Source organism: Labilibaculum filiforme (genome assembly GCF_002843315.1).
Taxonomy (GTDB): Bacteria; Bacteroidota; Bacteroidia; order Bacteroidales; family Marinifilaceae; genus Labilibaculum; species Labilibaculum filiforme.
Genome location: NZ_MVDD01000031.1, coordinates 1 through 22,451, shown reverse-complemented (window position 1 = coordinate 22,451; position 22,451 = coordinate 1). Strand labels below are relative to the sequence as shown.

At 36.1% G+C, this 22,451-nt stretch carries 17 protein-coding genes; 1 reads left to right on the top strand and 16 read right to left on the bottom strand.

The window, feature by feature from the left end; translation table 11 throughout:
* Positions 1-73: 73 nt before the first annotated feature.
* From BZG02_RS20170 to BZG02_RS20125, 10 genes are all read right to left on the bottom strand, one after another.
* The gene (locus BZG02_RS20170; protein ID WP_101263557.1) at positions 74-1,645 is read right to left on the bottom strand and encodes an alpha-isopropylmalate synthase regulatory domain-containing protein; all 1,572 of its coding nucleotides are present in this window, start codon (positions 1,643-1,645) and stop codon (positions 74-76) included.
* 82 nt (positions 1,646-1,727) lie between these two features.
* Positions 1,728-2,318 carry a 3-isopropylmalate dehydratase small subunit gene (gene leuD, locus BZG02_RS20165; RefSeq protein WP_101263556.1) on the bottom strand — a complete coding sequence of 197 codons (591 nt, stop codon included), beginning with the start codon at positions 2,316-2,318 and terminating at the stop codon, positions 1,728-1,730.
* 69 nt (positions 2,319-2,387) lie between these two features.
* Positions 2,388-3,788, bottom strand: coding sequence for a 3-isopropylmalate dehydratase large subunit (gene leuC / locus BZG02_RS20160; RefSeq protein WP_101263555.1), 1,401 nt, complete (start codon positions 3,786-3,788; stop codon positions 2,388-2,390).
* A 125-nt stretch (positions 3,789-3,913) separates the two neighbouring features.
* Positions 3,914-5,407 carry a 2-isopropylmalate synthase gene (locus tag BZG02_RS20155; RefSeq protein ID WP_101263554.1) on the bottom strand — a complete coding sequence of 498 codons (1,494 nt, stop codon included), beginning with the start codon at positions 5,405-5,407 and terminating at the stop codon, positions 3,914-3,916.
* A 571-nt stretch (positions 5,408-5,978) separates the two neighbouring features.
* A complete protein-coding gene (gene ilvC, locus BZG02_RS20150) occupies positions 5,979-7,025 on the bottom strand; it encodes a ketol-acid reductoisomerase (protein WP_101263553.1) in 1,047 nt (348 codons plus the stop codon).
* 104 nt (positions 7,026-7,129) lie between these two features.
* Positions 7,130-7,645: an acetolactate synthase small subunit gene (gene ilvN / locus BZG02_RS20145; RefSeq protein WP_101263552.1), complete on the bottom strand. Its 516-nt coding sequence runs from the start codon at positions 7,643-7,645 to the stop codon at positions 7,130-7,132.
* 109 nt (positions 7,646-7,754) lie between these two features.
* A complete protein-coding gene (ilvB, locus tag BZG02_RS20140; RefSeq protein WP_245868150.1) occupies positions 7,755-9,491 on the bottom strand; it encodes a biosynthetic-type acetolactate synthase large subunit in 1,737 nt (578 codons plus the stop codon).
* Positions 9,492-9,574: 83 nt separating this feature from the next.
* Positions 9,575-11,410: a dihydroxy-acid dehydratase gene (gene ilvD, locus BZG02_RS20135; RefSeq protein ID WP_101263551.1), complete on the bottom strand. Its 1,836-nt coding sequence runs from the start codon at positions 11,408-11,410 to the stop codon at positions 9,575-9,577.
* 744 nt (positions 11,411-12,154) lie between these two features.
* On the bottom strand, positions 12,155-14,116 hold the full coding sequence (locus BZG02_RS20130) for a GNAT family N-acetyltransferase (RefSeq protein WP_101263550.1): 1,962 nt from the start codon (positions 14,114-14,116) through the stop codon (positions 12,155-12,157).
* Positions 14,117-14,483: 367 nt separating this feature from the next.
* The gene (locus tag BZG02_RS20125; protein ID WP_101263549.1) at positions 14,484-14,855 is read right to left on the bottom strand and encodes a NifB/NifX family molybdenum-iron cluster-binding protein; all 372 of its coding nucleotides are present in this window, start codon (positions 14,853-14,855) and stop codon (positions 14,484-14,486) included.
* Between the two features lie 783 nt (positions 14,856-15,638).
* Here BZG02_RS20125 and BZG02_RS20120 point away from each other — a divergent pair.
* Positions 15,639-16,160, top strand: coding sequence for a DUF2179 domain-containing protein (locus BZG02_RS20120; protein ID WP_101263548.1), 522 nt, complete (start codon positions 15,639-15,641; stop codon positions 16,158-16,160).
* A 126-nt stretch (positions 16,161-16,286) separates the two neighbouring features.
* Here the strand turns inward: BZG02_RS20120 and BZG02_RS20115 are convergent, their stop codons facing one another.
* The 6 genes from BZG02_RS20115 to BZG02_RS20090 all read right to left on the bottom strand — a co-directional run bounded on the left by BZG02_RS20115 (position 16,287) and on the right by BZG02_RS20090 (position 22,273).
* On the bottom strand, positions 16,287-16,580 hold the full coding sequence (locus BZG02_RS20115; RefSeq protein ID WP_101263547.1) for an ArsR/SmtB family transcription factor: 294 nt from the start codon (positions 16,578-16,580) through the stop codon (positions 16,287-16,289).
* Positions 16,581-16,714: 134 nt separating this feature from the next.
* On the bottom strand, positions 16,715-17,884 hold the full coding sequence (locus BZG02_RS20110; protein WP_101263546.1) for a type 1 glutamine amidotransferase family protein: 1,170 nt from the start codon (positions 17,882-17,884) through the stop codon (positions 16,715-16,717).
* Between the two features lie 345 nt (positions 17,885-18,229).
* Positions 18,230-18,952 (bottom strand): hypothetical protein, encoded by a 723-nt coding sequence (locus tag BZG02_RS20105; protein WP_101263545.1) that lies wholly within the window; start codon positions 18,950-18,952, stop codon positions 18,230-18,232.
* Between the two features lie 443 nt (positions 18,953-19,395).
* Positions 19,396-19,845 carry a hypothetical protein gene (locus tag BZG02_RS20100; protein ID WP_101263544.1) on the bottom strand — a complete coding sequence of 150 codons (450 nt, stop codon included), beginning with the start codon at positions 19,843-19,845 and terminating at the stop codon, positions 19,396-19,398.
* A gap of 156 nt (positions 19,846-20,001) precedes the next feature.
* Positions 20,002-20,844 carry a BRO-N domain-containing protein gene (locus tag BZG02_RS20095; protein ID WP_101263543.1) on the bottom strand — a complete coding sequence of 281 codons (843 nt, stop codon included), beginning with the start codon at positions 20,842-20,844 and terminating at the stop codon, positions 20,002-20,004.
* Between the two features lie 424 nt (positions 20,845-21,268).
* Positions 21,269-22,273 carry a hypothetical protein gene (locus BZG02_RS20090; protein WP_101263542.1) on the bottom strand — a complete coding sequence of 335 codons (1,005 nt, stop codon included), beginning with the start codon at positions 22,271-22,273 and terminating at the stop codon, positions 21,269-21,271.
* Positions 22,274-22,451 lie beyond the last annotated feature (178 nt).

Sequence of the window (22,451 nt, the reverse complement as noted above, 5' to 3'; positions counted from 1 at the left end):
TGTCGTAATATCTTTAGATGTGCGCTATCAGATTTGAGATCACCTAATTCCCTCAACATCTAATTATACATGTTTAGTTTTTATTCTTATTTTCGGCCAACTGCTCACTATGTGCATTATCGTGTTGCTCAATTAAATTAAGCATTCGCAACGTTGCCTTTATTGCTGCTTCAATTTGGTCCGGATCCAATCCTCGGGTCTTAAACTCCTTCCCTTTATAATTCCAGGTAATAAAAGCTTCCACCAATGCATCGGTCTTTCCTCCCGGTGGTATTCGAACCAAATAATCGGTAAGTATAGGCCGATCTTTGCCCAATTCGTCGTAAATACCCCAAATGGCATTCATAAAAGCATCGTACTGTCCATCGCCCGAGGAAGTTCCTTCGTACATTTTTCCTTTCACCTCTAAATTAATGGATACAAAAGGGCGCATTCCTTTGGATAAAGACAGGGAGTAATGTTTCACCTGAATCGGCATTTCCTCCATGGTTTGATTCAAAACGTCCGAAACAATGTAAGGCAGATCATCAATGGTAACCACTTCTTTTTTATCGCCTAGTTCGATTACTCGCTGGGTCACCAATTTCATGGTCTCCTCCTCCAAAGTAATTCCTAATTCTTCCAGATTCTTTTTAATATTCGCTTTCCCGGAAGTTTTTCCAAGGGCATATTTACGCTCACGTCCAAAGCGTTCCGGCATTAAACGATTAAAATACAAATCGTCCTTCGAATCGCCATCGGCATGCACGCCACAGGTTTGTGTAAATACATTTTCGCCTACTAAAGGCTTATTGGTGGGAATTCGTATTCCCGAAAAAGTTTCTACAATTCGGCTTACGCGATTGATTTTATTCTCATCAACATTTATTTTCCGTGTCAAATGATCGTTAATCACCCCAACTACGGAAGCCAAAGGAGCGTTTCCAGCTCTTTCACCCAAACCATTTACGGTAGTATGAATTCCATTCATTCCGGCCAAAACCGATGAATAAACATTCGCAACCGCTAAATCGTAATCGTTATGAGCATGAAAATCGAAGTGCAATTTCGGATATCTTTCCCTGCAGGCATAACAATAATCGAAAGCCTGCACCTGATTCAAAATTCCCAAGGTATCGGGCAACATAAAACGTTGAATATTTTCGTGCTGCAATTCATCCAAAAGATACCAAACGTATTCTCTCGAAGAAATCATTCCGTTGGACCAATCTTCCAAATATAAATTCACTTTAATTCCTAAATTGTTGGCATAAGCAATAGCATCCTTAATATCCTGCACATGTTGTCCAGGTGCCTTTTTTAGCTGTCCTTGTAAGTGCTTTAACGAACCTTTCGAAAGCAAATTTACCACTCTGGCTCCACTTGCGTGAATCCAATCCAAAGAGGCAGTTCCATCAATAAAACCCAAAACCTCCACTTTGTCCAGATAATTATTTTCCTCTGCCCACTTGGTAATTCGCTGTACTGCCTTAAATTCTCCTTCTGATACTCTGGCTGAGGCTACTTCGATCCGATCGACTTTTAGAGATTGCAAGAGTAATTTAGCAACCCCTAATTTTTCCTCGGAATTAAAGCTTACCCCAGAAGTCTGTTCACCATCCCTTAGGGTAGTGTCCATTATTTCTAGGCTACGCAGTTCGTTCATTTTTTTTTATCGTTAATAGTGAATTTGTAATGAGTTTAGGAGAGAGATTTACATTTTAAAAACTCATTCACTCCATCCTATTTTACTTATTCACTGTATTTTCAAATGCTTCTATCTTTTCTTTTCTTGCGAGCAGGAAATCGATATCGTCGAACCCATTCAGCAAACAATTTTTCTTGTATGGATTAATTACAAAACTTTCGCTTTTTCCATTCAAGCTAATGCTTTGCTTCTCCAAATCCACCACAATTTTTTGTTCCTTGTTTTTCTCTACGGCATCGAAAATATTCGACAAAAACTCTGGAGAAACAATTACTGGAAGTACTCCGTTATTTAATGCATTGTTTTGAAAAATATCTGCAAAGAAACTGCTCACCACCACTTTAAAACCGTAATCGTGAATAGCCCATGCTGCATGTTCTCTGGAAGAACCACTTCCAAAATTCTTTCCTCCCACTAAAATTTGCCCGGAATACTCTGATTTATTCAAAACAAAATCAGGATTTTCTTTTCCATCGGCTGCATATCGCCAATCGCGGAAAAGGTTTTCACCAAATCCATCGCGACTTGTTGCCTTTAAAAATCGAGCTGGAATAATTTGATCTGTATCCACATTTTCAACTGGAAGCGGTACATATGTCGATTCTAATGTGGTAAATTTATCTATTGGCATACTTTTATTTTTTATATGTTGTCCATCGCAATTCCTCCTATATAGCAGAATGCAATAGCTACGCTTTGATTAAAACAATTCTCTTGGATCGGATACGACTCCGGTTATGGCAGCCGCCGCAGCTGTTAGCGGACTAGCCAACATGGTTCTTGCACCAGGTCCTTGGCGTCCTTCAAAATTTCGGTTCGAGGTTGAAACGCTATATTTTCCTGCTGGAATTTTATCATCGTTCATGGCCAAACATGCCGAACAGCCTGGCTGACGCATTTTAAATCCTGCTTGCTCTAAAATTTCAACCAAACCTTCTTCTATAGCTTGCTTTTCCACTTGTTTTGAACCAGGAACAATCCATGCAGTAACTGAATCTGCTTTTTTCTTTCCTTTTACAGCGCCTGCCAATACCCGAAGATCTTCGATACGACCATTGGTACAACTACCCACAAAAACGTAATCAACCTTTTTCCCAATCAGCTTATCTCCTAAGCCAAATCCCATATAATCCAAAGATTTTTTAAAGCTTGGCAATTCTGTTGGATCTACATCTTTTGCTGCTGGAATGCTTCCCGAAATACCAATTCCCATTCCTGGATTCGTTCCATAGGTTAGCATTGGTTCAATATCCGAAGCTTGGTACACATATTCCTTATCGAATTTAGCTCCAGCATCGGTTTTTAATTCTTTCCATTTAGCAAGCGCCTGATTCCAAGCTTCTCCTTTTGGTGCAAATTCGCGTCCTTCTACGTAATCGAAAGTGGTTTGATCGGGAGCAATCATGCCACCACGTGCTCCCATTTCGATACTCATATTACAAACAGTCATTCTACCTTCCATACTCAAGGCACGAACTGCAGAACCTGCATACTCCACAAAATATCCTGTTGCACCACCTGTTCCCAGCTGTGCAATCACATAAAGAGTAAGATCTTTTGCGGTAACGCCTTTTTGCAACTCACCATCAATCGTAATTCGCATTTTTTTAGGTTTCGGCTGCAAAATACATTGAGTTGCCAACACCATTTCTACTTCCGAAGTACCAATTCCAAAAGCAACCGCTCCAAAAGCTCCATGTGTTGAAGTATGACTATCGCCACAAACTAAAGTCATTCCCGGTTGAGTATGTCCTAATTCAGGACCAACTACATGAACAATACCATTATACGGATGGTTTAAACCATAAAGCGTAATGTTATTTTTCTCGCAGTTAGCGGTTAAGGTTTCCACCTGTTTTCTCGACAATTCATCCTTAATGGTTAAGTGCTGATTTTCGGTCGGAATATTATGATCGGGAGTCGCAATGGTATTTTCAGGACGAAAAACTTTCAATCCTCTTGCTTCTAAACCAGAGAATGCCTGCGGACTAGTTACCTCATGAATTAAATGCTTATCGATATAAAATACACTTGGACCACCCTCAATTTTCTCAACCACGTGAGCATCCCATACTTTATCAAATAGTGTTTTTGGTTCCATATTACTCTTTTAATACGATTATGTATTTGAGAAACTGTTTTAAATTTATTCTTCCGTATTTTTACATGCAGAAAAATTCTTAAACAAATTCAAATAGTTTCTGAATATTTTCTTCTAATTCTATCTTATATTATTTTGGAAAGTGCATCTACCAATGCTTCTACCGAAGCGGTAATGATATCAACATTCGCACTAAATCCGTAATGAACACGCCCTTTGTGCTCCACCTGAACGTGAACTTTTCCCAAATCATTACTGCCACGTGTAAGTGCCTGAACCAAAAACTCGCCTAAGGTAAATTCTTGTTCAATTAATTTTTTTACAGCATTAAAACAAGCATCAATTGGCCCGTTTCCTTCTGCTGTAGCAGCACAACTCACTCCTTTAATTTTCAAATGAACTGTTGCCATTGGAATCGTTGATTTACCGGAAACTACCTGCAATAATACTAATTCTACCGACTTTTGTAAATCATTTGTATCTCCCATTAATTCGGAAAGATCTTTCTCTGTCAAATTCTTTTTCTGATCGGCCATCACTAAAAAACGGGTATAGGCATCATCTAACTGAGCTTTTGTTAGCTCATAACCCATTTGACTAAGGTGATGATTCAATGCTGCACGACCACTTCTTGCGGTTAAAACAATGGCTGATTCTTTAATCCCAACATCAACAGGATCAATAATTTCGTAATTCTCTCTGTTTTTTAATACTCCATCCTGATGAATACCAGAGGAATGTGCAAATGCATTTCTTCCAACAATTGCTTTATTTGCCTGAACAGGCATATTCATTAAAGAAGCAACCAAACGACTGGCGGCATAAATTTCCTGACTTTTAATATTTGTATGAAATGGCAAAGCATGATGCGTTTTAATCGCCATCACCACCTCTTCCAATGAAGTATTTCCTGCTCGTTCGCCGATTCCGTTGATGGTTACCTCCACCTGGCGAGCCCCATTAATAACACCACTTAAAGAATTAGCAGTAGCCATTCCTAAATCGTTATGGCAATGAGTGGACAGGATTGCTTTGTGAACATTAGAAACATTTTCCATTAAGTACTTAATTTTAGCACCATATTCGCCGGGAAGGCAATATCCTGTGGTATCGGGAATATTAATTACGGTTGCTCCCGCTTTAATCACTGCTTCTACTACACGTGCTAAATATTCATTATCCGAACGACCAGCATCCTCGGCGTAAAACTCAACATCCTCTACATAGCGCTTGGCATACTTAACGGCACGAACAGCTCTATCAAGAATCTCGTCGGGGTTTGAATTCAATTTTGATTTTATGTGATAAGGAGAAGTACCAATTCCAGTATGAATTCTCCCTCTTTTTGCAAACTTAAGCGCCTCGGCAGCCACATCAATATCCTTTTCTACAGCACGGGTTAGTGCACAAATAGTAGGATAATTTACTGCTTTGGCTATTGCGACGACTGAATTAAAATCTCCCGGGCTTGAAACCGGAAATCCTGCTTCGATAACATCCACTCCAAGCGCTTCTAAAGTTCGGGCTACCTCAATTTTCTCTATTGTATTCAATTGACATCCCGGAACTTGCTCACCATCTCTTAACGTGGTATCGAAAATAAATATTTTATCACTCATTGTAATTTGTGTTTTAGTATACTGTTACTCGTTTTTGCTGCAAAAAAAAATTCTTCCTGTCTTTGGAAGAACCTTGTATGATAAACTCACATCCGTTAGAATATTACACAGTCTTCCTTGTTGATTCTCCAATAATGAGATCAATAATCAGGTGAAAACCAATAAGAATACTATCATAAATCATCTTACTAAAGTTTTGTACAATTTTAGAATATCTGGTGAAATCATCAATTCCTAACAAACCTAAAAACTTATGGCCTTTAGGAAAAACAATTATTCAATTGCAAATCCGATATTCAAACTAATCCAAATACATTTCCTGCAACACAAAACAAACACAAACACCTGTTTATCTGTCAACTAATATAAATTTTGTTTTCCTTGTATTGGGATATTCAAGCTTTAAAAAGTGAATGTGTTAATGAGTAAATGAGAACAATTTTTATCCCTAAAACTTATAATTATCTCGCTAATTAAACATTGTTCCCACCTCTTATCGTGTGCACTACTTCGCACCATAAGAATATATTCTGAACAACTCATTTACTCATTCCACATTCACTTACTATTCTTAGTTGTTTTCTGGTCTTAATTTACGAACGGCAGTACCTGCTTGCCACATTTCGCTTTCGCGAAGTTCTTTTAATTCAGCATCCAATTTCACACGATAATCGCTTTGACTATTGGAATCGATAGATCGTTGCGCTTCGTTACCGGCTGCAACTTCTTTATACAATTTCTCGAAAACTGGTTTCGTAGCATCGCGGAAAGGCTTCCACCAATCTAAAGCACCACGTTGTGCAGTAGTAGAAGTATTTGCATACATCCAATCCATTCCATTTTCAGCAACTAATGGCATTAAACTTTGAGTTAACTCTTCCACAGTTTCGTTAAACGCTTCGGATGGAGAGTGTCCATTTGCACGCAACACATCGTATTGAGCAGCAAAAATTCCTTGAATACAACCCATTAAAGTTCCACGCTCACCGGTAAGATCAGAATAAACTTCTCTTTTAAATGTTGTCTCGAACAGGTAACCCGAGCCAACTCCAATTCCTAATGCTACTACTCGGTCGAAAGCTTTTCCAGTTGCATCCTGAAAAATTGCATAAGATGAATTTAAACCTCGTCCTTCCAAGAACATTCTTCGTAAACTAGTTCCCGATCCTTTTGGAGCTACCAAAATCACATCAACATCTTTCGGAGGTACAATTTTTGTGCGCTCTTTGTAAGTGATTCCAAAACCATGAGAAAAATAAAGCGCTTTACCAGGCTTCAAATATTTTTGTACAGTAGGCCAAACAGCAATTTGTCCTGCATCGGATAATAAATATTGAATAACAGTAGCTTTATCCAAAGCCTCTTCGATTTCGAATAAGGTTTTTCCTGGAACCCAACCATCTGCCACTGCTTTATCCCAAGTTTTAGAATCTTTACGCTGTCCAACGATTACATTAAAACCATTGTCTTTTAAATTTAAAGACTGACCTGGACCCTGAACACCATATCCGATCACTGCAATGGTTTCATCTTTCATTACCTCACGTGCTTTTTCCAATGAAAATTCTTCACGTGTCACTACTTGTTCTTCAACGCCACCAAAATTTATTGTCGCCATTTTATTCTGTTTTTAGATATTAGATTTGAGATATTAGATTTGATATTGAAATGGGTAGCATGATTCTATTCTCCCATCGCATTTCTATCCTCTTACATCTATTATTAATTTGATAATTCTTTTAAATAACTTGTAAACTCTTTCTGCTGACAGGATACTGCCACACGACCTGAACGAGCAAACTGAAGCACTCCAAACTGCTCTAACTCATTAAATAACTCCTGATTTTCAGCCTTATACCCTACCTTCTCTATCACCAGAAAATCTGGATGAACGGTAAGTATTTTTGCATTCTGACTTCTCATTAATGCTTCCAAATTTCCATTCAGATCTGGTGTATTCGCAATTTTAAAAAGCGCTACTTCCTGATGAACAATTTCATCTGCCTCGAAATAAAAAGCCTTAAATACACCTATGATTTTCTCGATTTGACGAACTACATTCTCAACTCGAGCTTCTTCCATAAAAGCAACAATGGTATATCGAGAAACCCTTTTTACTTCCGATTCGGAAACGGTTAAACTTTCAATATTTATTTTTCTTCGCGAGAAAACGATGGTAACCTCATTCAACAACCCGATGTCGTTTTCAGAAAAAACTGTTATTGTATATTCCTTCATTTTATTTAGATATTAGATGTGAGAAATGAGATGCGAGATAAAACTCAATAAAATGACCTGTTTTTCCCTTCTCTTTTAGCTTTTAAACTTTCTCCTTTTACCTTATTACTTATTCCAATCGCATATCAGATACCGCAGCTCCTGGAGCTATCATTGGCATTACATTACTTTCTGTTTCCACCATTACTTCCAAAAAGAAGGCTCCTGGTGTTTCCAACATTTCTTGAATGGCGGCATCCAAATCTTCCCGTTTCGATACACGCTTTGCTTTAATTCCGTATCCGTCTACAATTTTCACAAAATCAGGATTCTCTAATTGAGTATAAGAAAAACGTTGCTCGAAGAATAAATCTTGCCACTGACGAACCATTCCTAAAAATGAATTATTCAAAACAATTGTTTTTACAGGCAGCTTATATTGCTTGATCACTGCCAATTCCTGCAAAGTCATTTGAAAACCACCATCACCCGATACCGATACAACCTGCGCATTCATATCGGCTATTTGAGCACCAATTGCAGCTGGCAAACCGAATCCCATGGTTCCTAATCCACCAGATGTAACTTGAGTATTTGGTCGTTTAAATCCATAATACCTGGCACTTGTCATCTGGTGTTGCCCCACATCGGTACACAAAATTGCTTGTCCATTGGTTTGCTCCGATAATAATCGGATTACCTCGGCCATATTGATATTTTCCTTATTGGCATAAGCCTGCTTCTTAATTACTTTATCGAACTCCAACTGATAAAAATCCTTAAAGGTTTTCATCCACGCTTCTTTAGCAGTTCCACGAACCAGTTTATTCAAGGCTGTTAAAGCATCTTTTGCATCGGCAAGTACAGGCACATCAACAATAATATTTTTGTTGTGTTCCGATCGATCTATATCAATATGAATAATTTTTGCCTGCTTGGCATATTTTTTTGTATCTCCTGTTACTCTATCGTCGAAACGCATACCAACAGCAATCAACACATCACACTCGTTGGTATTCTTATTTGGACCATAATTTCCGTGCATTCCCAACATTCCAACATACAATGGATGATCGGTAGGAAAGCTTGACAATCCCAACAAAGTACAGGCGACAGGAATCTGAGTTTTTTCCACAAATTCCAATAATTCTTTTTCGGCTCCCGAAAGAGAAATTCCTTGTCCGGCCAAAAGTAATGGTTTTTTTGCTCCATTAATCAATGCTGCAGCCGCTTCAATCTCTTCTTGATTTACTTTAGGAACCGGCTGATAAGAACGCACACTTTCGCATTTTTTATAAACGTAATCTGCTGTGGCAATCTGAGCATCCTTGGTAATATCAATTAAAACCGGCCCCGGACGACCAGAACGAGCAATATAAAATGCTTTCGCCATTATTGGGGCGATCTCTTCCGCACTGGTAATTTGATAATTCCATTTGGTTGCCGGCATCGACAAACCAACCATATTGGTTTCCTGAAAAGCATCTGTTCCCAGCAATCCACTGGCAACCTGTCCGGTAATTACCACCATAGGAGTTGAGTCCAGATAAGCATCGGCCAAACCTGTAATTACATTTGTTGCTCCAGGACCAGAAGTTGTGAAACACACACCTGGTTTTTTACTGATACGAGCATAAGCCTGAGCAGAGTGCATAGCTCCCTGTTCATGTCGCGACATGTAATGCTTTAATTCTTTCTGATAATCGTACAACGCATCGTAAACCGGCATAATTGCACCACCAATGTATCCAAACATGGTATCTACATTTTCCTGAATAAGCGTTCGAACCAAAATTTCGGCTCCGGATATTCTTTCAATGGTTTTACTCATTCCATTTATATTTTTTGTTTTTGCTGCTACTTCCATAATGATTGTTGTTGATAGTCAAAAATTGAAAGCCTATATTTCTTACCTTTTTTTGACTCAATTATTAATTCATAATTAATAATTCATAATTGTCTTATTGCTCCTTTATCTGCCGAAGACACCAACCTTGCGTATGCCTGAAGTGCTTTTGAAACCTTACGGTTACGTCCTCGAGGCATAAATGCTTCCGAACCAAATGCTTCTTCGTCTTTTCTTCTCTGTGCTAATTCCTCATCAGAAATACAGACATTAATACTTCTTTTAGGAATACTAATCTCAATTTTATCTCCATTCTGAATTAAGGCAATTGCTCCTCCTGCTCCTGCTTCGGGAGACACATGACCAATTGATAATCCAGAAGTTCCACCAGAAAAACGTCCATCGGTAATCAGCGCACATTTAGCTCCTAATCCCATAGCTTTTAGGTAAGAGGTTGGATACAGCATTTCCTGCATTCCGGGTCCACCCGCCGGTCCTTCATAACGAATCACAACCACATCGCCGGCATTAATCTGTTTGGTTAGAATTGCTTCACAAGCATCTTTTTGCGAATAATATACTTTTGCTGTACCTGTAAAATCGAAAACCGAAGGATCTACTCCTGCCGTTTTTACAATGCTTCCGTTAGGAGCAATATTCCCAAACAATACAGCTAATCCACCATCTTTTGTATAGGCATTTTCCATGCTACGGATACAACCATTTTCTCTGTCTTTATCGAGCTCTTTAAAAGCCATATTCTGTGATGCGAAAGTTAAATTTCTACCAATCTGCCCCGGTGCAGCATGACATCTTCCCAAAGCTTTCTTGCTAAGTTTTTCAGAATAAATATCATTAAGTAACAAGGCCTCCTTTAGGTTAGTAGAATCAACCCGATACACATCGGTATTTAAAAGATTTCCTCGATCTAGTTCAGCAAGAATACTCATGATTCCACCTGCTCTGTTTACATCCTCGATGTAATACTTAGGTGAATTTGGAGCTACTTTACACAAATTTGGAGTTTTTCGAGATAGCTCATCCATATCTTTCATTGTAAAATCGACCTCGGCTTCATGAGCTATTGCTAACAAGTGAAGCACAGTATTTGTAGAACCTCCCATTGCAATATCTAATGTCATGGCATTTCGAAATGCATCTACTGTGGCAATTGATCGTGGCAAAACACGATCGTCGCCATCCTTGTAATATTTATCGGTAATGGCTACAATACAATTCGCAGCATCAATAAATAAATCTTTACGAAGTTTATGCGTTGCTAGTAATGTTCCGTTTCCTGCTAAAGCCAATCCTAATGCCTCATTTAAACAATTCATTGAATTTGCAGTAAACATTCCCGAGCAACTTCCGCAGGTTGGACAAGCAGATTCTTCAATTTCCTGCATGCGTTCGTCACTCACACTTTCGTCACCTGCTTTTACCATAGCATCAACCAAATCGAGCTTTTCGCCTTTCGACTCCCCAACTTCCATCGGTCCGCCCGACACAAAAACAGTAGGAATATTTAATCGCATTGCAGCCATCATCATTCCAGGAGTAATTTTATCGCAATTGGAAATACAAATCATTGCATCCACCTTATGGGCATTGCAAACATATTCAACACTATCGGCAATAACATCGCGCGAAGGCAAGGAATATAGCATCCCATCGTGACCCATTGCAATTCCATCGTCGATAGCAATTGTATTAAATTCTGCAGCAAAATAGCCAGCCTTTTCAATTTCCTTTTTCACCATTTGCCCAACATTCTGCAAATGAACATGCCCGGGAACAAACTGACTGAAAGAGTTCACCACCGCAATAACCGGCTTTCCGAACATTTCTTCCTTCATACCATTTGCCCTCCACAAGCTTCTGGCTCCAGCCATCATTCGGCCTTGTGTGGTTTGATTACTGCGTAATTTATTTTTATACATCTTGCTTAATTCATTAATGGTTTAACTATTGTATGCTTCGATTTGGATCAAAAAAAAAGCCCTTTCGTTGGAAAGAGCGCTAAATAATTTCGTTTGTTTCGAAAGTTATTGTGTGTGCACGTCTTCCCTCATCACCATTCTAATAATGATGATTGAAATAATAATGACGATAATGACTACCTTAAATGATAACATACAATAACCGGATCAAAAAAAAAGCCCCTTCGTTTTGAAGAGGCCTTAGATATTTTGTAAAATTAAATTCGTTTAATTTAAATATGCTCAGCCTCGAATCGTGTCCAGAAGGACGCGAATAATGACGCTAATAATAATTATTGAATTAAGTTGCATATTCTTTTTTGCTAGTTTGAACCTCTAAAGATTCCTTTTGTTTTTAACTTTGTCAACGAACATCTACAATCTCTCTTTCGATCTGATTACGTTGACAAATCTATACGACAAATATAAGAGGAAAAATCCCTTATTTGCAAATCTTACGATTCCCAATTGCTTTTTATACTCTTAATTTTGTCTAAATAAGCACTGTAATCTATTAATTATCAGTACTTTTAATTTTAAATCGTCTCCTCTTCAAATGTAACTTTCAATTGACAAAAAACAGGTGAAATAAATCAAAAGAATAATTGCGCAAAGCTTTGCAATCCAATTATTTTATCTGAAATAACAATCCATTTTAGTTCAGAATGAAAATAACATCCTTTTTTTAACATTTGAATTCCGTTTTTATTTTCTTCTAAAATCAATTCGTTGCACGTTTTTAGCAATTTCAATTCGCTGATATATCGAATCAATAACCGTATCGTACAATTGATCTTTTAAAATAAAATCCTCGATTCCATCATCGATATTTGGATTATCATTTACCTCCACAACATACACTTTCCCGTCTATCATTTTTAAATCGACACCATACAAACCATCTCCAATTAAAGAGGATGCTTTTAATGCTGTTTGTACCACAATTTCGGGAACCGATTCGATGCTAACTGTTTCGGAATTACCCGATTTATCTTCCTCCTCGCCTTTCCAATTATATATTTGCCAATGATCTTTGTACATGTAATATTTGCATGCAAACAGTGGTGTATTGTCAATTATTCCAATTCTCCAATCGAAATCGGAGTATAAAAATTCCTGACAAACCACCATGTCCGAAATTTTAAACAGATTATTTATTTCGACAAGCGCATCTGTTTCGTTCTCTACCTTAATTACGCCTAATGAAAAAGCACTATCGGGCTGTTTCAGCACCAAGGGATAATTCATCTGACTCAATATTTTTGGATCGAATAGATTCTTTGTAAATATCTCGGTTTGAGGCGTTAATAATTTATGTTTTTTAAATATCTCGTTTTGATAAATTTTATTGGAGCATCGTAAAATAGACCAGGGATCGTCGATAACCACTAAACCTTCGGCATAAGCGGTACGCGAAAATTCGTAGGTATGATCGTTCACACTTGTGGTTTCCCGGATAAACAAAGCATCAAACTCATTAATTTTATCGATATCCTTTTTGGTGATAAACTCAAGGTATAATCCTTTTCGGTTGGCTGCACTTTTAAATTTCTCCAATGCTTTTGGACACGAGGGTGAATTCTCTTCGTTCGGATTTACGAGAACCGCAATATCGTACTTATAATTAACTAGTTTGGTACTATAAAACCTTTTTTTATTAAAATATTTCTTGGCAAATTCGTACACATATTTTAAGTCCTGCTCGGCCACTTTATTCATCGTTAACACCTGAACTTTTTTAATAATCCATTTGTCGTCGTGCTTAATAAAATCGACTTTGAACAAGGGAGCTTCGAACAATTGATGCAGTTTTGCCGCCAAAGCACTATACCCTTTTGTATTCGATTGACCGAAATAAATATTTAAGGAGAAAACATTTTCCTTCTCCTTATGCAAGGATTTATTGATGTAATCCTCGATATCATAAGCAATTGAATGAACTACATTTAAAATACGAAAATCGCGAATGGTTATGGTACTTGGAATAATACGCTGTCCGCGAGCTGATGCAAGTAAAGACACGTAATATCCATAAGTTTGATACTTATAACTACTACAAAGATTAAAGATTCTAAAATCGGTATTGGTTTGATAAATTGGGTTATTAATATATTCTTTAACTGTAATAATCTTTGCATTTATATCCGGAAAAGTCCACTTATAAGGCTGATTTATAACAATTATATTCGTTGTTTTTGAAGAATAGGTCACAACATTCGTTTTAAATTCCATTTTTTCAGCAGCTTCACCTTCGCCGTAATAATCGGCTATTGTTTCCAAAGTGGTAAATCCCCTGTTCTTATACCAATCAATTAATTTTGTATTTTTTGCGCTTACTTCGATCAATATTTTTTCGAAATGCTGACGATTTGCGTACTCTACAATGTGTTTCAGTAAAAAATCGCCATATCCCTTATTCTGAAATTCGGGCAATATCGCAATTGAATAGATTCGCAGTGATTTACTGTATTTGAATAAAACCAAAGCACCTATTTGCACTTTATTTTTATCCTTTGTTTCGAGAATTAAAATCTCCTGAAACTCACTTTGAATACCATGTTTGATACTCTGTTTAGAACTTCTTTGGAAAACGGGAAAAGATTCCTCTTCTAATTTCACCAAAAAATTAAAATCATTGGTATCGGATTTTCTTATCTTAACATTCATAACACTGATTACAGTCGTTTTATAACACTGATTAATAATCGCCTAAGCTTATTTTATTTTTTTTATAAGTTATACACTTACCATTACAAATTAAATAATAAAAGTGGTTGAATACCTACAATATTCCAATTATTTTCATCCTTAATAAATCATTAAAAAACGAAGCAATAAGTCCCGCTTATTCCTAAAAGCAAAAAAGGTCTATAGTATTGACTATAAACCTTTTTTCTTGCAGAAAATAATGATATTTTCCTCTAATTACATCTCGTTTCTTCTATCGAGGAATAGCTATTTTGGTAGGCCACACGAAAAAACAGCTAAACGGCCTCTTTTTACCTTCCTATTTTTCTGTAAAAACCTTCTTTTTTTAATGGTTACAAGTATGACCATCTTCATGGGTATGCTGACAACTAGAACCACTATCGCTCACCGATCCTGCAACATACAATTTCACCACCTCGTCGGCATTGCCCGAACAGCCACGAATCACTTCAATTCCTGAATTGTTCAATACATTAATAGCTCCGTTGCCGATTCCTCCGGCAAGCATTACTGTTACGCCTGCATCTGCCAAAACCGATGCAATATTCGATTTGCATCCACATCCTTGTGGTGATTCCATTTTTTGTATGTCGACAATTTCTTGATTTTCCGAAATTGTAAATACATTATAAAATTCGCAATGACCAAAATGGCTATCGATTTGTCGGCTACTTGTTACTGGTACGGCTATTTTCATTTCTTATTATCGCTTCGTTAAATATATCGCAAAGATATTTTATCCTTTGATATTTTAAAACTAACAAAACATGATTTAGAACAGAAGACTTTGACTCGGAGAATAGTTCCAAATAAGGAAATAGATTCTTAGATTCTAAATTTGAGATAGTATACTAATTTACAACACGACTATTCAAAAAGAGTAATAATCTGTTAAGTTATTTCAGGAGACAATATATGGTATAAGATATTGCATTCCGTCGTGAGAAAGAGAAGCTCCTTTCTTATCAGTCCCTTTGCGACGGATTTACATTCTACAACAAACCCGGGGTGCTACCCCGGGCTATTTATATTTGAGCCTTTCAGGCTCGGTATTACTTCTATTACAATTAAATGTTTTGATTTACACTGTCCATTTGGCTAAATCAACTTACATAGATTCTCATATTTATTCATTTTCACTGATAACTAAATCACCATCAAGTATCCCTTTTTCAGACAGTATGACGATTTACAATAGGAACCGATTGAGATTTCGAAGCGCATCGGTGTCCATCAAGAAAAAAGTTGACGTAAGAACAATAATGTATAATCCACTGATCCACGATGCATTAAATCGCAAACTATACCCTATCTTATTCTCAATTATCTTTTTGAAAGTTAGTATTATTTAGCTCTTGTTCGACTTCTTTAACTAGTTGATCAAACTTACTAGCTTTAATTACCACTGTAGATTTCTACATCTCAAATCGACAGTGGTAATTAAATAGTAACTTTGCTTTTAAATTTTATATACTGAACTATGGACTCTATTTATTTTGACTACCTAATATTGCCACTATTAATTTTCATGGCACGTATCTGCGATGTATCCCTTGACACGATAAGAGTGATAATGGTATCGAGAGGATACCGCAAGTATGCCCCACTTATTGGTTTTGTACAGGTACTGATTTGGATTATAACTATTACCCGAATTATGGAAAATCTTGATAACTGGCTCACCTATGTTGCTTATGCTGCCGGATTTGGTATGGGTACCTATATCGGTATGCGAATTGAAGAGAAGATAGCGATGGGATATGAATTATTACGCATTATTACACGTTCGGAAGTAGATGACTTAGTGCGTGCTTTGCGCCAAAAGGGATATGCTGTTACCAGTGTTGCCGGGGAAGGTAAAGATGGTGCGGTAGGAATTGTTTTCCTTATCCTGAAAAGGAAAGCCACACGCGATGTAATTACACTAGTGAAACAGTATAATCCAAAAGCATACTATACGATAGAAGACATCCGATTTGTTGCTGACACTAGTTATTTGTAAGCGAGTAAAATAAATGTGATTTAAGCTCCTAAAAAATAAAAGCAGCAGAAGAAAAAGCTTTCTACTGCTACTTTTAAAAGCTCCTGTTTTTTATTGGCCAATTAACCAAATAGATTTGTAAATCTTTTATTTTTTATTTATCACTTTAATTGCACAATGCATAAAATCGAGCACACAAGGAATTGCTAAACGATAGTAAATGAAGTTTTTTTCTTTCTCTCCTTCAATTATTTTATTCCTTTTAAGAATATCGAGATGCTTAGACATGGTAGAAATATCAATACCAACCAATTCGGTAAGCTCTTTTACCGATAGCTTTTTATCGTTCACAGCATGAATAATGAATAAGCGCGTTGGATGTGCTAATGCTTTAAATATTTCAGCCTTTTCTAAAAATTCATTTTCGATATCCTTTTTCATATGATTATTATTTGTTTTTTAGTTGCCATATGGAACTTACCATGCTGGAATAATCATCCCCCTGTGTGTCAAAATTGCTTTGACATGGACGTTTCATAATTTCTGGTTTTAGGTGCTAAGCATCAAGTAAAACTTTACTCCCTTTCAAATTCAAGCTTCTTTATCATCTCAAATTCTCCATCCATAATGATTGCTCTAAAAACATATTTACCAACTTCAGGCAAAAATATACGAGGTGTTGTTGTATTGGGATTATTATTTTCGAACACCACATTGGCAGGACCTTTTACTTGCTCCCATCTAATTTCGGGAATCATGTCATCGGAATCGGAATCGGTTATTACTGCTGCAATGGCAAGACTATTATCCGCTTCTGTGTACACATAGTCAATAGTAACTGTTGGAGGCGTATTTATGGCTGCAACTATGGCATTGGTACCATCCGAAAAACGTTGTTCCTCTTCGATACCTGCAGCCCACAGTACAATTCGTTGTGCAAATTCTTTATTGTCTGAATGACTTAATCGTGTACCTGCTCCGGCATTCCAAAATAAATTACGATCAAAAACTCCAAGCACACGACCTTCGCTTATCTCTGCAATAGCTAATGAAGCATCTGTTTCCTCATGAAACTCACCATCAATGGCATTGACCACTAATCGTCCGCCTAAACCACCTTCTTGTGCTTTAGCAAGCATAATTGCTGGTTGCGAAACGCGAACAAAACTGACGCCTTCCCCTCTAAAAGAAACCCCCTTGTGTTTATTATTCTTATTGATATAATGATTTTGTGTGTACTCACTAACCAAATAATTGCCCGCGCCATTATCTGTTAAAAAATACATGCCAAATTGAGCCATTAAACTATTGTCGGAAACCCTACCCAAATCATTATCCAGTCCTACCAAGCTATATTCTCCGCCAAAACCACTATCGGACCAAGCAATAACACCACCACCATTTTTCACCCAACGTTTTAAGGCTTTGGCTTCTGCTTCGGTAAAAACACGCTGATTGGATCCTAAGATTAAAACATCTACCGACTTTAAAAATTTACTATCAATAACAATTTCTTGATCATAAACTTCATTTATGGTGCAACCAACCTCTTCAATGGCTTCCTTAAAACCACTCATCCCCAAATTCCCTTCATCGTTCAAACGCATTTGATGAAATGGCTTTTGTACTCCAGAAGGCAATGTGCCGTCGGCCGCCACATCTCCATAAACGTATATAATGTTTTGTGCATTTAAGCCCAAAACTGTAAACAGACTTATAAATAGAAAAAGTATTTTACGCTTCATAAAAAGATATATTTTAAGGATGAACAAAAGGTAACGGACTGGTTCTTTTTAAAAAATTAAAAGTAATAAAAGTAAGCTGATTAATAGTAAAATGAACTCACTACATGTATTGCCTATATTTATGGCCCACAACATTTAGGAAAAAAAACGGAAATGGTAGTGGGCTTCAATCCTATCAAACTATCACCCCAAATTATTACAAGATTTCTTTTCTTAAAAATTCCTCAAACTAGACCATTCCCCATAAAGTAGCAATATTGCCATCGGAACCATCAACACCCCCTACCTATTGAGCAGTTGTTGCTACTCGAAGGCTTAGTTGTTAGGTGCTGGCTTTTATTTATTTTAATCTCCTGCCCAATAAATTCCTTCAATGTCAATCGATTTATATTGTCCAGCTTTAACCTTCGTCCAGCCGATTAAACCAAATTCGGTTTTAACTAGGTAATACTCGTCTAGTTTATAACTTGATTCGGCAAGTATCACTTCTATTTTATAATTCTCAGGTAGTTTGGCAACTTCGTTTTTTAATTCTTTTGTTTTATACAAAGTAATTGAATTTAGAGTCTTTGTCTTTAATCCCACATAATATTGAGGTTGCTCTACTTCCTTAATTTCATTGTCAATAAAAGTCAATTTCCTTTTTAGATTAAAGTTTGAATTTACATGACCTGATACGTATAAATTTCCATTTCCAGGAATGTATAATTCCAGTCCTCCGATTGCTCCGATATAATTATCAAGGTCATTTGCGTCGTAAATATTAAATTCTGGTTCAGGGCAATAACCATAAATTATAGCGTATTTTTTATTTGAATTGTCAATTTCTGTAATTGCGAGTAAAGTCATTTCTGATTCGCAATCAGTCGAGATATGGAGTGGATGATTTTTGTCTAATTCTTTAAGTTTTACATTAAAAATTTCCGATTTGTTTTTATCAATAAACAGCTGGACTTTTGAATCATCACTGTTAGTTATCGAAGTTAAATAGGGGAACGGTTTATTTGTCTGTGCATTGACTGTTAACAGATAACAGAATATGCAAAATATTAATAGTATTTGTTTCATCGTTTTTGGTTTTAAGCTTGCACCTAACGGCAGTCTGTCTAAAAACTCAACAAACTGCTCAAGTAAGTGTTAAATATAGCTGTTTTAAGGATACATAAAAATTGATATTGCTTTTATTTTCTGACAGAAACCAAGTTCTTATTTGTACCAATTTCACCCCTAAGAACTCCATTAATTCAATACTAATGCTATAGCTATGCATGCTTGTAAAATCATCTCACTATAAAACACAAAAAAAGCTGGAGACTGATCTACATCTTTATACATTTTTTTTGGAAAACCTGCATGTAAAAGGCTGTGTATTACAAGATTTATTTTCTTAAAAATTCCTCAAACTAAACCATTCCCCATAAAGTAGCAATATTGCCATCGGAACCATCAACACCCCCTACCTATTGGGCAGTTGTTGCTACTTGAAGGCTTGGTTGTTGTGCTTTCGTGCTTTACCTAACAATTTCAAGACCTTCATCTTTTGCTAATTCAACGAGTGCATTCAAATAACTATTTCTCACACTTGAATTGGTTTTGGTTACTTTAATTTTGTCATAAAACTTCTGGAAATTATAGTCCAATAATGGAGAACTAAATGACTTTAGAATACAGCTATCATTTGTAATATTTTCAGACAGTAGAGCCTTAAAAAAGAGATCAGTTCTTTTGTCAATCACTTTATACAACAATTCTTTACTCCATTGTGAATACTCCGCATTATTCTTGCATGATTCGTCGAATGTGTAAAGGAAATCTTCGACCATTTGAATAGATAAACTATCTATATTCTCATGAATTACAAGTAATTTATCAGTGTCGCATTTCTCAGATTGAGCTAAAGCAGTATTTGACAGGTGTATTAATGTCAATAGAATTACCAATAGTTTTAAAATTTCTCTCATCGTTTATTGTATGAAGCACAACGGTTGGCGGTATGGCCAATAAGGGATTGCGGGCAAATCAACTGTCAAGTTACAACGAACTTTGAAGCGGACTACAACACTTGAATAACCTACCGTCTCGGCAATATTTTATACCGCGTGTTAGCGGTTTGTTGTTTATTCGTCAAGTTCATTTTCATCTTTTTTCTTTAATTCTTTAGCATTTAATGAACTAATCACGCTATTTCCTAATTTTTGCTCTAAATCTTTCCGTGCACGACCAGCTACTGAACCACCTTTTTTAGCAATCTTCTTATTTTCAATTAATGTATTTGGCTTATGCTTTTTTGACAATTCAGTTGTTGATGTCTCCGCAAGCATATTCAGCACTAATTCTAAATTAGTCATGTTATCTCGAAGATTTTCCTTTTTCAAATCTTTAAAATCTCTATACTGTTTTGTTGTTAATCCAGCCCATGCTTTTGTGATTTCATCTGTTAGAATGGCATACTCCTGTCCCTTTTGCATTCCTCTTATTTCCCATTCATCTGTCAACTCTTTCCGAACTTCAATGCTTTTTATTCGTTGATTGATCCAGTTTTTTGAATACCCTTTTTTCAAATAGGTTTCCATTGCTCTGTCAAATGCCAACTCTGGGTCTTCTGTTTCTTCAATTCGTTCGTATCCCACTTTGGCTAACCATACTTTAAATGGTTCTGCATTTGGTGACGGAATAGATTGAATAATTCTTAATAATCCTTCTGTATCTGAGCAATCCGTCTCATACTTTTTACCATCAGCTGATTCTAATTTCAGTTGTACGATAATTTCGTACAACTGACTAAATCCTTCTTTAATCAACTTACGTTTCAAATCACTCCAATATCTCCGAGGATTAGAGCTTCCTGTCAATGACTCAATAATATCAATAATTGAGAAAAACCATTTATCTTTCTCATTATCCCAATGAACTCTAATCTTTTTTGATTCAAATAATTTTATGGAAGTCTCTTTTGTCATTTATATAATTTTTACTTCGATAAAGATAAAAAAACCAAATTGAAACAGTTTCTTAATTTGGAGAATGTATCATTTTACAATAACCGCCAACGGCAGTCTGTCTAAAAACTCAACAAACTACTTAATTAAGTGTTAAACATAGCTTTTTTTCAGGATACCTGAAAATTGAAAACGCCCTTAAAAATAGGAGATGTAAATTATTATATGTGGCTTAAGCCTTAAAGGCTCACTATTAGCAAACTTTTAAAGCTCTTAAATTATTTATTCTTTGGAAAACCCACATGTAAAAGGCTGTGTATTACAAGATTTCTTTTCTTAAAAATTCCTCAAACTAAACCATTCCCCATAAAATAGCAATAATGCCATCGGAACCATCAACGCCCCCTACCTATTGGGCAGTTGTTGCTACTCGAAGGCTTGGTTGTTATAAGCCGTATTTTATATTTATCTGATTTTCAAGATTATTTCTTTCAATTTCTATTAATTCATTTAATATATCGTCATTAATGTCTCTTTTTTTTCTAGGTAAGTAGACTTTCTTCATAATCAGCTCAATTTCTTTTCCATTATTTTTCCCAAAGTAGTTTGAGAATATTTTATCTGGATGCATATTTGTCAATGTGAAAATTTCTCGTAATTCTTTATCAGCAGTTGCAAATAAGTAGATTTTTTCTGATTGTTTTTCATACCAATAAAAAGTACTCCAAGTTGACAAATAAGTTAAATCCCAGGCTTGGTTAGTACAAAACTTGTTTAGCTCTTTAAAATTGATTTTTTTCAAACTAAACACCTTACTTTTCCCACTTAAAATCTTTGCGCTTAAACAAATTGTATATTGACAAATAATTATATTTTTATAAATCCAATCGAAGAAAAGATTATATTTTTCAATTATCGAAATTTCCTCATTATAATAAAGTTGAGCAAGTTTTAACATTTCGAGATAATGCATTTTAAAATGTGAAGATTCAACATGAAATTTATTCTCAGTTCCCAATACATTATTTACCTTCTTTATTGTCTCTCGACGAGCAAGTGCAAGGTCTAACCAGTCCTTTGGAGTGTAATCGATAAATAACTTATTAACAATATTATGTTCTTGGTTCGCTGATATATTATCATTTTTGAAATCAGCATATTCAGACAGAGCAATTCCAGAATTTAGGGAAAAACTGTTAAATTCAATCCAAAACATCAAAGAACTAATTATTTTTCTTTTGTAATTGTCATTAAGTCTTCCATTTTCAAGCAAACTAAGCAGATAAACGAATATATTTCTATCAAGTATTATCTCAATTTTTTTGTTTTCATATCCAGTAAAGTCAGGTATTCCATCAGGAGAAATCAACGGATGTAGGATAATCTTCTTTTCAATTAAGAATAGAGTAATCTCCTTTAATTCAGATTGTTTTACTTCGAAAATTTTCATTAATTACTAATATTCTACTTGGTTTATTTGATATGGCTTATAACGTTAAGTGGTCGAGTAGGCAAAGGGAGTCTCACCCTAAGCCTCTCACAGAACCGTGCTTGATAGTCTCCCATCACACGGCTCTTGTTATACAAATCTATGCGTTATGTTAGTAAAAACCTAGTTGCCATTGATA

What these genes read in the sequence shown, in the direction of transcription:
- BZG02_RS20110 (WP_101263546.1), bottom strand. Translation starts at nt 17,884, where the DNA reads ATGAAGCGTAAAATACTTTTTCTATTTATAAGTCTGTTTACAGTTTTG.
- BZG02_RS20170 (WP_101263557.1), bottom strand. Translation starts at nt 1,645, where the DNA reads ATGAACGAACTGCGTAGCCTAGAAATAATGGACACTACCCTAAGGGAT.
- ilvB (WP_245868150.1), bottom strand. Translation starts at nt 9,491, where the DNA reads ATGGAAGTAGCAGCAAAAACAAAAAATATAAATGGAATGAGTAAAACC.
- BZG02_RS20105 (WP_101263545.1), bottom strand. Translation starts at nt 18,952, where the DNA reads ATGAAACAAATACTATTAATATTTTGCATATTCTGTTATCTGTTAACA.
- BZG02_RS20155 (WP_101263554.1), bottom strand. Translation starts at nt 5,407, where the DNA reads ATGAGTGATAAAATATTTATTTTCGATACCACGTTAAGAGATGGTGAG.
- BZG02_RS20125 (WP_101263549.1), bottom strand. Translation starts at nt 14,855, where the DNA reads ATGAAAATAGCCGTACCAGTAACAAGTAGCCGACAAATCGATAGCCAT.
- BZG02_RS20120 (WP_101263548.1), top strand. Translation starts at nt 15,639, where the DNA reads ATGGACTCTATTTATTTTGACTACCTAATATTGCCACTATTAATTTTC.
- BZG02_RS20100 (WP_101263544.1), bottom strand. Translation starts at nt 19,845, where the DNA reads ATGAGAGAAATTTTAAAACTATTGGTAATTCTATTGACATTAATACAC.
- leuC (WP_101263555.1), bottom strand. Translation starts at nt 3,788, where the DNA reads ATGGAACCAAAAACACTATTTGATAAAGTATGGGATGCTCACGTGGTT.
- ilvN (WP_101263552.1), bottom strand. Translation starts at nt 7,645, where the DNA reads ATGAAGGAATATACAATAACAGTTTTTTCTGAAAACGACATCGGGTTG.
- BZG02_RS20095 (WP_101263543.1), bottom strand. Translation starts at nt 20,844, where the DNA reads ATGACAAAAGAGACTTCCATAAAATTATTTGAATCAAAAAAGATTAGA.
- leuD (WP_101263556.1), bottom strand. Translation starts at nt 2,318, where the DNA reads ATGCCAATAGATAAATTTACCACATTAGAATCGACATATGTACCGCTT.
- BZG02_RS20115 (WP_101263547.1), bottom strand. Translation starts at nt 16,580, where the DNA reads ATGAAAAAGGATATCGAAAATGAATTTTTAGAAAAGGCTGAAATATTT.
- ilvC (WP_101263553.1), bottom strand. Translation starts at nt 7,025, where the DNA reads ATGGCGACAATAAATTTTGGTGGCGTTGAAGAACAAGTAGTGACACGT.
- BZG02_RS20090 (WP_101263542.1), bottom strand. Translation starts at nt 22,273, where the DNA reads ATGAAAATTTTCGAAGTAAAACAATCTGAATTAAAGGAGATTACTCTA.
- BZG02_RS20130 (WP_101263550.1), bottom strand. Translation starts at nt 14,116, where the DNA reads ATGAATGTTAAGATAAGAAAATCCGATACCAATGATTTTAATTTTTTG.
- ilvD (WP_101263551.1), bottom strand. Translation starts at nt 11,410, where the DNA reads ATGTATAAAAATAAATTACGCAGTAATCAAACCACACAAGGCCGAATG.